This is a genomic window from Saccharospirillum alexandrii (genome assembly GCF_043641555.1).
Lineage (GTDB): Bacteria > Pseudomonadota > Gammaproteobacteria > Pseudomonadales > Natronospirillaceae > Saccharospirillum > Saccharospirillum alexandrii_A.
The window spans coordinates 195,853-209,967 of sequence record NZ_JBHZRJ010000003.1 but is presented as its reverse complement, the minus strand read 5'-3'; the positions used below and the strand labels follow the sequence as shown (position 1 = coordinate 209,967).

The 14,115-nt window shown below is 59.1% G+C and carries 11 protein-coding genes; 10 read left to right on the top strand and 1 reads right to left on the bottom strand.

Annotated features, from left to right (window positions below):
- The first annotated feature begins 117 nt into the window (after nt 1-117).
- The 4 genes from ACHUE7_RS11280 to ACHUE7_RS11265 are packed head-to-tail and all read left to right on the top strand — an operon-like array spanning nt 118 to nt 3,667.
- Nucleotides 118-1,506, top strand: coding sequence for a hypothetical protein (locus tag ACHUE7_RS11280; RefSeq protein WP_394170050.1), 1,389 nt, complete (start codon nt 118-120; stop codon nt 1,504-1,506).
- Complete coding sequence (locus tag ACHUE7_RS11275) at nt 1,503-2,525, top strand: FecCD family ABC transporter permease (protein WP_394170049.1); 1,023 nt, start codon at nt 1,503-1,505, stop codon at nt 2,523-2,525. The genes ACHUE7_RS11280 and ACHUE7_RS11275 overlap by 4 nt, the downstream gene beginning before the upstream one ends.
- Nucleotides 2,522-3,301 (top strand): heme ABC transporter ATP-binding protein, encoded by a 780-nt coding sequence (locus ACHUE7_RS11270; RefSeq protein ID WP_394170048.1) that lies wholly within the window; start codon nt 2,522-2,524, stop codon nt 3,299-3,301. Before ACHUE7_RS11275 ends, ACHUE7_RS11270 begins: the two co-directional genes overlap by 4 nt.
- Before the next feature lie 30 nt (nt 3,302-3,331).
- Nucleotides 3,332-3,667: a Rieske (2Fe-2S) protein gene (locus tag ACHUE7_RS11265; protein WP_394170047.1), complete on the top strand. Its 336-nt coding sequence runs from the start codon at nt 3,332-3,334 to the stop codon at nt 3,665-3,667.
- Nucleotides 3,668-3,765: 98 nt separating this feature from the next.
- On the opposite strand, the gene ACHUE7_RS11260 is transcribed toward ACHUE7_RS11265, so the two are convergent.
- On the bottom strand, nt 3,766-4,956 hold the full coding sequence (locus tag ACHUE7_RS11260) for an aminotransferase class I/II-fold pyridoxal phosphate-dependent enzyme (protein ID WP_394170046.1): 1,191 nt from the start codon (nt 4,954-4,956) through the stop codon (nt 3,766-3,768).
- A gap of 107 nt (nt 4,957-5,063) precedes the next feature.
- On the opposite strand from ACHUE7_RS11260, the gene gluQRS reads away from it, so the two are divergent.
- From gluQRS to ACHUE7_RS11230, 6 genes are all read left to right on the top strand, one after another.
- A complete protein-coding gene (gene gluQRS / locus ACHUE7_RS11255) occupies nt 5,064-5,963 on the top strand; it encodes a tRNA glutamyl-Q(34) synthetase GluQRS (RefSeq protein WP_394170045.1) in 900 nt (299 codons plus the stop codon).
- Nucleotides 5,964-6,051: 88 nt separating this feature from the next.
- Nucleotides 6,052-7,692, top strand: a complete 1,641-nt coding sequence (locus ACHUE7_RS11250) for a sensor histidine kinase (RefSeq protein WP_394170044.1) — start codon at nt 6,052-6,054, stop codon at nt 7,690-7,692.
- Nucleotides 7,689-9,221, top strand: a complete 1,533-nt coding sequence (locus tag ACHUE7_RS11245) for a DUF3369 domain-containing protein (protein ID WP_394170043.1) — start codon at nt 7,689-7,691, stop codon at nt 9,219-9,221. Before ACHUE7_RS11250 ends, ACHUE7_RS11245 begins: the two co-directional genes overlap by 4 nt.
- A gap of 96 nt (nt 9,222-9,317) precedes the next feature.
- Entirely contained in the window at nt 9,318-9,485 is a 168-nt protein-coding gene (locus ACHUE7_RS11240) for a hypothetical protein (protein WP_164743850.1), read from the top strand.
- The gene (locus tag ACHUE7_RS11235) at nt 9,485-12,430 is read left to right on the top strand and encodes an ATP-binding protein (protein WP_394170042.1); all 2,946 of its coding nucleotides are present in this window, start codon (nt 9,485-9,487) and stop codon (nt 12,428-12,430) included. Before ACHUE7_RS11240 ends, ACHUE7_RS11235 begins: the two co-directional genes overlap by 1 nt.
- 163 nt (nt 12,431-12,593) lie before the next feature.
- A complete protein-coding gene (locus tag ACHUE7_RS11230; RefSeq protein ID WP_394170041.1) occupies nt 12,594-14,033 on the top strand; it encodes a sigma-54-dependent transcriptional regulator in 1,440 nt (479 codons plus the stop codon).
- Nucleotides 14,034-14,115 lie beyond the last annotated feature (82 nt).

The following is a 14,115-nucleotide window of genomic DNA, read 5'->3' as shown; positions in this document are numbered from 1 at the left end:
TGCCACCATGGTGACAGGCCGCGGTATTGTATCGACTGGGACGCCGCGGAACAATTAAGGAAGTTCCGAACACCGGGCCCGGACTTATTTCACCACCAGAGCAACCCGACACCCAGTATGACGGCAGACACGCGCACTCCCCAGACACAACCAGACGCCCGCCACGCGGCCAAAGGCCTGTTGTCCCAACACTGGCTACGCTGGCTGTGGCAACCGCTAACCGGCTTTACGCTGGCGCTGTTGGTCATGGTGAATCTGATGCTCTGGCTGTTCTGGTATCAGCCGGCCAGCGATGCTCTGACGCAGGCTGGCCAGCGCCTCGGCGAGAGCCTGGCCCGCACTCTAGCGTTCGACATTGCCGCGCCCCTGCAACGCGGCGACCGGCTGGCCATCAGCCTGCTACTGAATCGCACCGCTGAAGAACCACTGGTGTTCAATGCCAGCCTGAACTCAACCAGCCAGGACATAACACTGACGTCGCGTCCCGGTGGCCGCAACCCCGATGCCATCGACCGGTTCAGCCATCCGGTCTATTTTGAGTCCGATTTGCTTGGCAACGTTGAAATACAACTCGATGACCAGCCCCTGCGTTCCTGGCAGGAACGCGCTTACCGCGCCTGGTTTCTATTCAACCTGCTGGCCCTGGCCTTGGCGGCGGGTCTGATTGGCTGGCGGACCCGCCTGCAGGATCAGGCGACCCAGAAGCTCGCCACCCAACTGAGTGAGCAGATACCCGAGTGGCGCGATGCGTTCAGCGGCCCGCCCGAACACCAGATCCGCATGCTGGTGCAACGCCTGAGCAATTCGCTGGATCGCAACGCCCAGGTGCTGCGCACCCTGGCCACCTCAACCGATTCCGCCGAGGCAGAACGCCTGCTTGAGCAGACCCATCTGGTGGGTGAAAAAGGGGCTTACTGCGATGTTGCTCTGCTCAATGTGCAATGCCACAACTGGGATGCCCTGACCCGCCATTACGATGCTCACCAGTTGCAGGGGCTTTGGGCACGGTATGAACACCTGATCACCCAGGTGGGTGAGCTTTATGGAGGCGTGCTGCTGCCCGAAGGCTTCACCCTGGTCTTTGGCCTAAGCGACGAAGACCATTACGCCATGAACGCCGTCTGCGCGGCCCGGGTACTGCAAATGGCCGCCGAGCAGTTGCACCAGCAATCGCACCGGCAGCAGCCCAGTTTTGGCTATTCGCTAAGCGCAGGCCCAGCCTTTGTTTCCAGAACCACCAAGCACGGCATCCCCCTGCCTCTGGTTGCTGGCGATGCCTCCCAGTGGTTGCAACAGGTCAGCGCCCTGCAGCCCCGCGATACGCTCTACTTGGCCGAACCCATGTTGCAGGATGCTGAGCTGAACCGCAGCATCGAGGTATCACTGGTGCGCGATGTCACCCTGTCTGACGGTTCCCGGCTGGAAGTGTGGGAACTCGATGCCATCAGCGGCAACCAGGATCAATTGCTGCGCTCGCAGGCACGCACGCTGCTGGAGGCGCAATGAAGCAATTGCCCGCAGCCTGGCTGTGGGCTGGGCTGCTCGGGGTGTTCGCGGTCACGCTGCTTGCCAGTCTGGCGACCGGCCCCACGCATCTGCCCTGGTCCGCTCTGTTGAAACACCTCTTTACCGGCCCTGGCGACGATTTACAGGGGCTGATTCTCTGGCAAATCCGCATTCCCAGAACCCTGCTGGCACTCTGTGTGGGCGCGCTGCTGGCGGTCTGCGGTGTTCTGATTCAGGGGCTGTTTCGCAACCCCCTGGCCGAGCCCGGTTTAATGGGGGTATCCAGCGGCGCTACGCTGATGGTCGTCGTTGTTCTGGTTCTGGCCAGTAACCTGCCCAATGCCCTGCCCGCTGCTTTGCGACCCTTTCTGCTACCCCTGGTCGCTTTTGGCGGTGGCCTGGCCGCGACACGGCTGGTCATGCTGATTGGGCAAAGCAGCCATTACTCACCTCTGCGGCTGATTCTCGCGGGCGTTGCCTTCAATATGGTGGCCGCCGCCGGCATTGGTCTCTGCGCCTATCTGGCCACCAATGAGCAATTGCGCACCCTGACGTTCTGGAGCCTGGGCAGCTTTGCGGCGGCCAGCTGGTCGGGCGTGGCGATCACCGCAGCGGTGCTGGCCATCATCGCCCCGCTCGCTTACCGGCTATGGCGACCGCTTAACGCCCTGTTACTGGGTGAATCCGAATGTCGCCACCTGGGCTTTGATGTGCCAGTGCTGAAACGACGCATTGTCTATCTCAGCGCTGCCGGGGTGGGTGCCGCCGTTGCCTTTACCGGCATCATCGGTTTCATTGGCCTGGTCGTGCCGCACATCGTGCGCATGCTGACCGGTGCCGACCACCGTCGGTTGCTACCACTCAGCCTGGCACTGGGTGCCCTGCTCACCCTGTGGGCCGACTGGCTGGCCCGCTCCGTCTTGAGCCCGGCTGAACTGCCGGTGGGTATCATTACCTCCTTGCTCGGCGGACCGTTTTTCATCTATTTAATCCATCGCCAGCGGGGCCGGTTGTCATGACGTTGCGCGCCGATCAGCTGACGCTGAGCCTGATTCCGGGCCAGCCCGTACTCACGGATGTTTCGATTAGGGTAGCGCCGGGCAAGATCACCGCCCTGATCGGGCAAAACGGCGCTGGCAAGAGCACCTTGCTAAAAGCCCTGAGCGGCGAACTCACGCCAGAGCAGGGCACGGTTACCCTCCATGACAAACCAATCCACGACTGGGAGGGGCAGGACAGAGCCCGTTTGCTCTCTGTCCTGCCGCAGCAGCATGCACTGAATTTCGAATTTCGGGTCGAAGAAGTGGTCACACTCGGCCGTTACCCCCATGGCACCGGTCATCAGCGAGATAGCCAGATCGTGCAGGAGGCGCTGGCGCTGTGTGACCTGAGCCAGTTCAGCAAACGCAGCATCGATGACATCAGCGGCGGCGAACGACAGCGCGTTCACCTGGCCCGGGTGCTGGCCCAAATCTGGGAAACCCAGCCGGAAGGCCCCTGTTTCCTGCTGCTCGACGAGCCCACTACCGGGCTGGACCTGAGCCATCAACAGGCTCTGTTCAAAGCCGTGCAACACTTTGCCCGGCGCGAGGTGGGGATTCTCTTGGTGGTACACGACCTCAACCTGGCGGCCCGTTACGCCGATCAAGTGGTGCTGATGCATCAGGGGCATATTGTTGAGCAGGGCACGCCCGACCAGGCTTTCCAAACCGATACACTTCAGCGATATTTCGATCTGGCGGTCACCGTGCAACGCCACCCGCGTCACGATTGCCCGCTGATCATTCCGGATTAACCCATGAGCCATTTTGAACCAGGAGTCTCAATGATCGAACTTTGCTCTGTTCACGACCTGAACGAAGGCGAGTCACTCGGCTTCAACATCACCGACAAACCGGTATTCGCGGTGCGCAAGGACGGGGACATTTTCGTCTACCACAATGAATGCCCGCATCTGAGCGTTGAGCTGGAATTTCAGGAAAACGATTTTCTGGATCTCGACGGCGCCCTGATCCAGTGCTCCACCCACGGTGCTCTGTTTGAAATAGAAACGGGCCATTGTTTGTCTGGCCCTTGCCAGGGGGACTATTTGAAGCCGGCTGAATTTACTGTACGGGATGAGGTTTTATATCTGGTTCCTGAAAAAGAAATTAGCACTTGATCGAAATTTGGAATTGACCTGCACACCAAGTGTCGGTCACCCGGTGGCCGACACGACTTACTGGCACCTGAGCTGGAACAACCTCTGAACTCTGGCACTCAGCGACCTCGTGCCAGATAAGGATGCCGCGCCAGAAAGTCTCCGATTCGACTAACTGCTTCTTCCAGGCGAGATATCGAAACGGTGTAAGCAATACGCACCGCACTGTGCTCAGTAACCCCACCAAAATCCAGCCCCGGGGCGATTGCCACGCCGGTCTCTTCCAGCAACTGCTGGCACCAGTCCTTGGCATCGTCACAAACCGATGACACATCCACATAGAGGTAAAAAGCACCATCCGGTTGAGCCAACAGCGGTAATCCCAGCGCTTCAATGGCCGGTGCCAGTGTATCCCGACGTGCCTTGAGTTCGGCAGCGCGGGCGAAACATTCTTTCTCTACTTCGGGGGTAAAAGCGGTCAATGCAGCTTGTTGGGCCATCGCAGGGGCCGACAGAAACAGGTTTTGCGCCAGGCGTTCTGCAGCGTCAACTGCGTAGTCCGGTACAACGACCCAACCCAGTCGCCAGCCCGTCATGCCATAGAATTTCGAGAAGCTTTGGGTGACCCAGGCATCGTCGTTCACTGCCAGTGCGGTCGGCGGCAATGCCTCGGTAAAGGTCAGACCGTGATAGATTTCGTCGGCAAACAAAGACAGATCGTGACGGCGGGCAAAGTTTGAAGCAGCGGTCCACTCTTCGCGGGATAATACCTGACCTGTCGGGTTGCAGGGCGACGCCAGCAGCAGACCGGTGGTGTCTTCAGTCACAGCGGCTTCGAGGGCATCAATATCCAGTCGCAAGCCATCGCTCGACAGCGGCACCGAAACACCCTGACCATTGAGCACCTGCAGAAAATGCCGGTTACAGGGATAGCCCGGTTCCGGCAGCAACACCCTCTTGCCCGGGTCGATGGTGGCCGCAAATGCCAGTAACAAAGCGCTGGAACCGCCCGGGGTTACCGCGATACGTGCCGGATCGACGGTAATGCCGTGCCAGCGCTGGTAGCGTTCGGCAATGGCGGCACGCAGTGCGGGTATGCCCATGGCCGCGGTATAGCCAGTGTGCCCGTCCGCCAATGCTTGCTGGCCCGCCTTTATGATAGCCTCGGGCGTTCCAAAATCCGGCTCACCAACGAACAGGCTTATCACGGAACGCCCTTCGGCTTCCATGGCCCGGGCTTTGGCGAGCACGCCCATAACGTGAAAGGGTGCGATGTGTCGGGTACGATCGGCAAGCCGGTTGGCGGACATAACTGCTACCTGCAAAGACTGAAAACCGTGGGCATAATGCAGAATCGGTAACGTCCAGTCCAATACCAGCGCGCTATTCACTGTCTTTAATGGAGAACCTGGCCAGCATGACGGCTCAGCCATCACACTATCGCGGGCGTTTCGCCCCCTCGCCCACCGGGCCATTGCACCTTGGCTCTTTGCTGGCGGCGCTGGTCAGCTACCTCGAGGCCCGGCGCCAAGGCGGTGAATGGTGGGTACGCATTGAGGATCTGGACCCGCCGCGAACCCAGCCGGGTGCCAGCGATGCCATTCTGCGTAGTCTGGAGGCTCATGGCCTGGTGTGGGATTCGTCGGTGATGCACCAGAGCCAGCGCGATGATGCCTATCAAAACGCCATTGAGGTTTTGGCTGACCGGGATAAGCTGTTCTGGTGCCGCTGCAGCCGCAAGCAGCTGGCCGGGCATGCGGTTTATCCGGGCACATGCCGCGCCTGTCGCCAGCCCCGGGCCGATGCCGCCATCCGCTTTCAGGCACCCGACATCGACGATGACTTTATCGACCTGTTTCAGGGGCCGCAGCGAACGGCACTGGCGAGCGACTACGGCGATGTCGTGATTCGCCGGCGCGACGGTCTGTTTGCCTACCAGCTGGCCGTGGTGGTGGACGACGCCGACCAGGGTATGACCGATATCGTGCGCGGCATCGATTTGCTCAGCTCTACCTTCTGGCAGCGGGCACTGTATAGGGCACTGGGTCATGAGTGCCCGAGCCATGCACATTTTCCGGTGTTGGTTCATGCCGGGCAAAAGCTCAGCAAACAGAACTTTGCGCCGGCTCTGAACAACAACCAGGCCACGGCCAACCTGATGCAACTCTGGCCCTGGCTCGGTCTTGATGTTCAGGCCGACACACCCGAGCGCATGCTTGCCGAGGCGCTCGGGCAATGGTCTCCCACTTACCTGCATGGGCTGGGTGAGATTTCCCTCGAAACCAAACCCGACAATTTTAACCCGGATAAAAAGTAGTCATTGATTCGTTCCTCGCCTGTTTGCTGGCGCGAACCTGAATGCGGGTTTACGCTAAGTAGACTTTGCTTCTGGATTGCACTGTTTCATGACTGTAAACGCTTCACTGGCGCGCCGTCTGCTGCTTTACATCACGCTTGGGGTGGCCATCGCCATTCTGGTGACCATTTTGATGCAATACTCCGCGCTCAACCGGACCATGGAGGGATTGCGTAATCAGAACGTGGACGCCTCACTCGACAATATGCTGCCCATTATTCAGGAATCGATGTGGGCCTTTGACGATAGCGGCGTCACCCGCGCCGCCAACGCCCTGCTGCGCGATCCTTATATCTCGGGCGTAGCCGTTCGCAGCGCCGAGGGTGAGATCAGCCTGAACCTTGGCGACCTGAACAACATGTCGTTCACCGACCTGCCTCCGGGAGGTGACCGTACCGAATGGAATGACGCCAACAGCCTGTTTATCAGCACACCCGTCGTGCATGAATTTAATAATTCTGAGTCTGTCATTGGCTGGATCTATCTGCGCAGTGACGATGGTCTGATCGATAATCAGGTTCGACTGGTGCTCGGTGGTGTCATCATTTCCGCGGTGCTGGCCATCGTTCTGTTGCTGATTGGACTCTATGCCCTGGTTGACCGCATCGTCGCGGTTCCGATCAAGGCGTTTACCGATTTTGTCGAACGCACCTCCAAGGGTGACGTCTCCACCTGGGTCGTGCAGCGCGAACCATCCCTCGAAGCCCGGTCGGATGAAATCGGTCGCTTGTATCAGTCGTTCAATGATCAACGCGACCGCCTGATCGAGCACGAGAAAGAACTGCTGGAATACCGAACTGAGCTTGAGGCAACCGTAAGCGAGCGCACCGAGGCGCTGCAACGCAGCAACACCGAGTTAAGCGAGTCGCTCGAAAAACTCCAGATCGCCCAGGATGAGCTGTTGCAAAGTGAGAAGCTGGCCTCGCTGGGTAATCTGGTCAGCGGCGTCGCCCATGAAGTCAACACGCCACTGGGTGTCTCCATTACCGCTGCCAGCCACCTGACCTCAGAGGCTCGCCAGACGCAACGGGATCTGGAGAACGAAACGCTCACCAAGTCGGATCTCGAACGGTTCTTTCATGAGTGCCTGGAAACCGGCACGCTGCTGTCGAGCAACCTGGATCGGGCGGCGCAACTGATTCGATCGTTCAAGCAAGTGGCTGTGGATCAGACCAGCGATGAACAGCGCGACATTAATCTGCAGGTTTATGTCGATGAAATTCTGGCCAGTCTGAAACCAAAATACAAAAACACCCCGATTACGGTCGTGAATGACATCGACCCCGATATTGCCCTGCAACTGACACCGGGGGCACTGGCACAAATCATCACCAACCTGATCATCAATTCGTTGCTTCATGGGTTCGACGACAGCACCCGCCCGGGTCAGATCCGTCTGTACAACCGCGTACAGAAAAAGACGCTGGAGCTGATTTATGAAGACGACGGAGAGGGCATGGGCCCCGATACCCAGAAACGCATGTTCGATCCGTTTTTTACGACCCGCCGGTCCAGTGGTGGCAGTGGCCTGGGCATGAATATCGTTTTTAATCTGGTCACCGGTAAGCTGAACGGAAAAATACGGCTCGACAGTCCGCCACATAAGGGTTGCCGACTGATCATCACCATCCCCTATTCACCGGCAGACGCCACGCCGGAACCAACACCACCCCCGGACACCGCATCATGAACGAGAAACTGACCTTTGCGAGCGAACGCACCACCTCAGACCCGGAGCACCTGCAGCCGTGGAAGGTTCTGATCGTTGACGACGACGAAGAAGTGCACGCCATCACTACCCTGGCGCTGCGCAACTTCCGGTTCGATGGCCGACCGCTGGCCTTCCTGCACAGCCACAGCGGCGTCGAAGGCGAAGCGATGATGAGAGACAACCCGGATACAGCCCTGTGCCTGCTCGATGTGGTCATGGAAACCGACCACGCCGGACTGGATCTGGCCGAAACCATTCGCACCCAACTGAACAATACCTTTACCCGAATCGTGTTGCGCACCGGCCAGCCAGGCCAGGCACCGGAAGAAACCATCATTGCCGACTACGACATCAACGACTACAAGGAAAAGACCGAACTCACACGCAGCAAACTGCACACCTTGCTGTACTCCTGTTTGCGCAGCTACCGCGACATCCTGGCGCTCGACCGCAGTCGGCAGGGCCTGGAACGCATTCTCAGCGCCTCCATTCACTTGCAGCAAAAAACCTTCCTCACTGACTTTGCCCTGGGCATTCTCGAACAGATTTCCGCGATACTATCGCCCGACGAAGATGCGCTCTACGCTCAGTGCGAGGGCATCGCCGCCCATGAACAGGCCGGCAAACTGACTGTCGTCGCCGGGACGGGGGCCTATCACAACAAAGTAGGCGTCCCGGTTACCCAGTTGCTTCCAGACAGCGTTCGCACCTTCATAGACAGCACCAAACTCGGGTATCACTCGCATTACATGGACAATGGCTATCTGTGCCTTTACCGGTCCAACGAACTGCATCTAAGCATGTTGTTCCTCAAGGGCCTGACGCCCCAGAGCCCCATTGAACGTCATCTGTTGGAAGTTTTTTGCCAGAACGCCCTGACCGCTTTTGAAAATCTCTCCCTACGCACCGAACTCGAAGACAGCCAGCGCGAAATCGTTTTTATTCTGGGCGATGCGGTAGAGCATCGATCCCGGGAGACCGGCCAGCACTTGCGGAGGGTGTCGCACATCAGTGAACTGATCGCACTGAAAGCCGGGTTGGGCGAACAACAGGCGCAGTTAATCCGGGAGGCAGCGCCCCTGCACGATCTGGGCAAAATAGGCATACCCGACCAGGTACTGAACAAGCCAGGCCCCCTGGACGCCGAGGAATGGGAGATCATGAAAACCCACTCGCAGATCGGTTACGACTTGCTGCACCAGTCGGAAAAATCCATTCTCAGAGTCGGTGCACTGATCGCTCTGGACCACCACGAACGCTGGGATGGTACCGGCTACCCCCATGGCAAACAGGGTGACTCAATCAGCATTGAAGGCCGCATAACGGCCCTGGCGGATGTGTTCGATGCGCTCACCAGCGCTCGCTGCTACAAGAACCCCTGGTCCTACGAGGAGACCCGGGCCCTGATTGAACGAGAACGTGGCCAGCAGTTCGACCCGGCCCTGACCGACATTGTACTGGCTCATTTTGATGACCTCATTGCCATTAAAAACACCTACCCCGACTGATGCCCGACCGCGCACGGGCGGGAATTCTTCAGTCGCTGCTTAAATTCTGGCCGCTGTAAGGGTAGGATAACGCCCGCATTCACGGGCGGGCGACCCATGTCACTGTCGTTATTACTCAAGCTGTTCATTTTACCCTTCTACCTCTTGTTGCCGTTCTCGCTGGATGGCTCCGGGACGGTGCAACTGTGGTATTTGCCCTTCCTGATCTGGACAGGCCTGATTGCGGTCAATGCACTGGCTGAATACCTGCGGAGTCGGCGCTGATGGGCTTTAGCTGGCAACTCCTGATCAGTGTCACTCTCAGTTACCTGCTGCTGCTGTTTCTGGCAGCTTACTGCGCAGAGCGCGGCTGGATCCCGCAAAACCTGGCCAGGCACCCGCTGGTCTACTTGCTGGCACTGGGCGTGTACTGCAGCGCCTTTGCCTACTATGGCAGTGTCGGCCTGGCCTACCATCTGGGTTACGGTTACCTCGCCCTGTATCTGGGCCTCGCCATTGCCCTGGTGTTTTCGGCCATCATATTGCGGCCCATTCATGATCTGTCGCGCAGCTATCAGTTGGCCTCCCTGGCCGACCTGTTCGCCTTTCGCTACCGCAGCCGCTGGGTCGGGTTTCTGACCACGCTGGGCGTGGTGCTGGCCATGCTGCCCATGCTGGCGCTGCAGATTCAGGCCATTACCGACACTATTACTCTGCTCGACCCGAACACCATGGCCTGGCCACTGGCGCTGCTGATCTGTCTGATTCTGCTGGCGTTTTCCATTCTGTTTGGTGCCCGCGACATCGCCCCAACCGAGAAGCACCGGGGGCTGATGTTCGCGCTGGCGTTTGAGTCGCTGTTCAAACTGGTCGCGTTTCTGGTGATTGGCGGCGTTGCTGCACTGGAAGTGTTCGGCAGTTGGCCAGGCATTACCCGATGGTCGCAGATTGCGCTCGAACCCCAATTTCAAACGCCTCCCTTGCAACCGGTGCAGTGGTTCTCCCTGTTACTGATGTTCGTTTCCGCGCCGCTGGTGTTACCGCATTTGTTCCAGCTTTTATTCCGGGAAACCACCAATCTGTCTCGGTTACGCATGGCCAGTTGGGCGATGCCCATTTACCTGCTGCTGATGGCGCTGCCGGTGATGCCCATTCTCTGGGCCGGTCAGTCACTCGGCTCGACCGCCAGCCCGGAATACTTTTCCCTGTCCATTGGGCTGCTGCTCGACAAACCCTGGGTGACCTGGCTGGCCTACCTGGGTGGATTGTCGGCCGCCGCTGGCATCACGGTGCTGGCGTCGATCTCCATGGCCAGCATGGCGATGAACCATCTGGTCTTGCCGTTTTACAAGCCGAGCTTCAGTGCCGATGTGTACCGCTGGCTGCTGTGGGTGCGGCGACTGCTTATCGGCGTGGTCATCGGTCTGTCCTACGCGCTCTATCTGTTGCTCAACCAGGTGCAGAATCTCACCTCCCTGGGTATTACTGCCTTTACCGGACTGCTGCAGTTATTGCCTGGCATTCTTGGTCTGCTGTTCTGGGCCGGAGCCAACCGCCAGGGGTTTGTCAGTGGTTTAACACTGGGCTTGCTGGTCTGGGCTGCCAGTCTGGCCGTACCCATGCTTGCCGAGAGCCTGTCGCTTGGCACCCAGCTGCGCATGGGCTTTGCTCTGGAGGCTGATCACTGGTCGCTGACCACTCTGGTCTCGCTGGGCATCAATACGCTGACCTTTGTGCTGGTCTCGCTGCTCACCCGCACCAGCAAGGAAGAGAAAGATGCCGCCCAAACCTGCGTCATCACTTCTGTCGACCGGCGTCATCGTCTACCGCTGAAAGCGCGCAATGTTACCGAATTCATCGATACGCTGAGTCGCCCGCTGGGGCGCATCATGGCGGAACGTGAAGTTAAGCGAGCACTGAAAACACTGGGTTTTCCGCTCGGCGAATACCGACCCTACGCCCTGCGCCGCCTGCGCGACACCATTGAGGCCAACTTATCGGGGTTGATGGGCCCGAGTGTCGCCCAGGCACTGGTCGCCCGCTACCTGCCATACGAGCAAGGCGGTCTTGCCGAACGGGACGACATCTACTTTTTCGAGCAACGGCTCGATGGCTACCACCATCAGCTAACCGGCATGGCCGCCGAGCTCGACCGGCTGCGCCGGCACCACCGTGAAACACTCTATAACCTGCCGATCGGCGTCTGCTCACTGGCCAGTGACGGCGAAATACTGCTGTGGAACCGGGTCATGGCTGACATGACCGGCATCAGTGAGGCCGAAGCCATTGGCGCCCGTCTCGATTCATTGCCCGCCAACTGGTACGACCTGCTCGACAGCTTTCTCAAGGGCCAGTCCAACAAGCTCACGGTAGAACAGCCCAATGCCGATGGCCGGGGCAAACGCTGGTTCAGCTTGCATCGCAGCGCCCAGATACAACGCCGCGACGAGCCGCTCGAAGGCACCGTCATTCTGCTTGAAGACGAAACCGAGCATAAGCTGCTGGAATCGGAACTGGTGCATTCCGAGCGCCTGGCGTCCATTGGTCGCCTGGCCGCCGGCGTGGCCCATGAAATTGGCAACCCCATCACCGGCATCGACTGCCTGGCTCAGGATCTCAAATACGTGACCGACCCGGCCGAGCAACAGGTGATTGCCGATCAGATTCGGGAACAGGCTGGCCGGGTGACCAAAATTGTACGCTCGCTGGTCAACTTCGCGCATGCCGGCCAGGGGGATGGCAAGGCCGACCATCAACCTTATCCGTTACGCCAGGTGGTGCAGGACGCCATCGACCTGCTATCCCTGTCGCGTGATGCGCAGCGGGTGATCTTTGTGAATGAGGTCGCCGACGACCTGACCGTACTGTGTGAGGCCCAGCGCCTGAGCCAGGTATTCATCAACCTGCTCGGCAACGCGCGGGATGCCAGCCCGGATGGCGAGGTGATCCGGGTGCGGGCCGAAGCCGAAGTAGAGAGTGCCGTGGTCGAAGTCATCGACCGGGGAACCGGCATTGCGGCCGAGGTTGTCGATCACATTTTCGACCCCTTCTTCACCACCAAGGAGGTCGGCAAAGGCACGGGGCTCGGCCTGTTTCTGGCCTATACCATTGTCGAAGAACACTACGGCCATATGGCCGTGGACAGCCCGGCGTTTGCTGCCGAGGGCATTGGCACTCGGTTCACAATTCGGTTACCCTTACATCGGCTGTTACCTCAGGTAACACCCTGAACACAGCGTACCACGGCTTGAATGCCTGCCCATGTCGACTTCAGGGCAATGATCAGGCCTGGGGCGACGGGATCGACGGCACATCGCGGTCAATCCGGCACACAACGCAGTACGACACATTCCATGGCCCGGGTAACAGTCCGGGCCGTGACGGAGGTCAGACATGAGTGACATTCTGGTAGTTGAAGATGAGAGCATTATCCGCTCAGCCCTGAAACGACTGTTGGAACGTCATCAATACCAGGTCATAGAAGCCGAATCGGTCACCGAAGCCAGTCAGCACGACCTGGGACGGTTCGACCTGATCATCACCGATTTGCGACTGCCCGGTGCACCGGGTACCGACCTGATCGATATGGCCGGCGATGTGCCAGTCCTGATCATGACCAGCTATGCCAGCATGCGCTCCGCCGTCGATGCGATGAAAATGGGCGCGGTCGATTACATCGCCAAGCCGTTTGATCACGAAGAAATGGTGCGTACCGTCGGGCGCATTGTCAGCACCCACCGACAGCAGCGGGTGCAGCATGAATCGGGCGACAGCCAACCTGAAGCCAGCCACCACCAGCCCCACAGTACTCTGGGCGACCTGGTCGGCAGCTGCGACTCAATGCAACGTCTTTACCATCGAATTCGCCGCGTCGCACCGGCCGATATCACCGTTCTGATTCACGGTGAGTCCGGTACCGGTAAAGAACTGGCCGCACGTGCCATCCACCAGCACAGCCCCCGCCACGACCAGCCGATGATCAGCGTCAACTGCGCAGCCATTCCCGAAAGCCTGATCGAGTCGGAGCTTTTTGGTCACGAGAAAGGGGCATTCACCGGCGCAACGGCCGCACGCCAGGGCCTGGTTGAAGCCGCCGAGGGGGGTTCCCTGTTTCTGGACGAGATTGGTGAGTTGCCAATGGAAGCCCAGGCACGGCTGCTGCGAGTGATTCAGGAAAGCGAAGTGCGCCGGGTTGGCTCGGTGAATTCGCGCACCGTCGATGTCCGGCTGATTGCGGCCACCCACCGCAATCTCAAGCAACTGGTCAAGGAAGGCCGGTTCCGGGAAGACTTGTATTACCGGCTGCAAGTCATTGAAGTAACGTTGCCGCCGCTGCGCGAGCGCGGACAGGATGTCGTTGAAATTGCCGAACACCTCATTGCCAAGCACGCACGCCGGCTCAAACTCGACGGGCCCGTGCTGCTGTCGAAAGACGCCCGCGATGCCATGTTGCACTACGACTGGCCCGGCAACGTGCGCGAACTGGAAAACGCCATACAACGCTCCCTTATTCTCAGTGAAGGCGGCGAGATCACCCTCGATGAAATGGGCTTAGACCAGGAAGACTGGAAAATACCAGACACGCTGGTCAGCGAAGAAGCCCCCACCGCTTCATCCGGCATTAACAGCCACTCACAGGACGTAGACGATTTGTCACTGGAAGACTATTTCCAGCATTTCGTGCTCGAACACCAGGAAGGCATGTCGGAAACCGAGCTGGCGCAAAAGCTCGGCATTAGCCGCAAGTGCCTGTGGGAGCGTCGCCAGCGTCTGGGCATCCCCCGCCCCAAGAAAGGCAGTACCGCCTCTTCTGCCAGCACGACCACCCAGTAACACTCCGCCAATCCGCCAGTAACCTGGCTTTCGAGCATCAGCGTTGTTACATGGCCTTACGCACGTAACAACTCTGACACTT

Coding starts and splice junctions, on each gene's coding strand:
- ACHUE7_RS11280 (WP_394170050.1), top strand. CDS start 118: ATGACGGCAGACACGCGCACTCCCCAGACACAACCAGACGCCCGCCAC.
- ACHUE7_RS11275 (WP_394170049.1), top strand. CDS start 1,503: ATGAAGCAATTGCCCGCAGCCTGGCTGTGGGCTGGGCTGCTCGGGGTG.
- ACHUE7_RS11270 (WP_394170048.1), top strand. CDS start 2,522: ATGACGTTGCGCGCCGATCAGCTGACGCTGAGCCTGATTCCGGGCCAG.
- ACHUE7_RS11265 (WP_394170047.1), top strand. CDS start 3,332: ATGATCGAACTTTGCTCTGTTCACGACCTGAACGAAGGCGAGTCACTC.
- ACHUE7_RS11260 (WP_394170046.1), bottom strand. CDS start 4,956: ATGTCCGCCAACCGGCTTGCCGATCGTACCCGACACATCGCACCCTTT.
- gluQRS (WP_394170045.1), top strand. CDS start 5,064: ATGACGGCTCAGCCATCACACTATCGCGGGCGTTTCGCCCCCTCGCCC.
- ACHUE7_RS11250 (WP_394170044.1), top strand. CDS start 6,052: ATGACTGTAAACGCTTCACTGGCGCGCCGTCTGCTGCTTTACATCACG.
- ACHUE7_RS11245 (WP_394170043.1), top strand. CDS start 7,689: ATGAACGAGAAACTGACCTTTGCGAGCGAACGCACCACCTCAGACCCG.
- ACHUE7_RS11240 (WP_164743850.1), top strand. CDS start 9,318: ATGTCACTGTCGTTATTACTCAAGCTGTTCATTTTACCCTTCTACCTC.
- ACHUE7_RS11235 (WP_394170042.1), top strand. CDS start 9,485: ATGGGCTTTAGCTGGCAACTCCTGATCAGTGTCACTCTCAGTTACCTG.
- ACHUE7_RS11230 (WP_394170041.1), top strand. CDS start 12,594: ATGAGTGACATTCTGGTAGTTGAAGATGAGAGCATTATCCGCTCAGCC.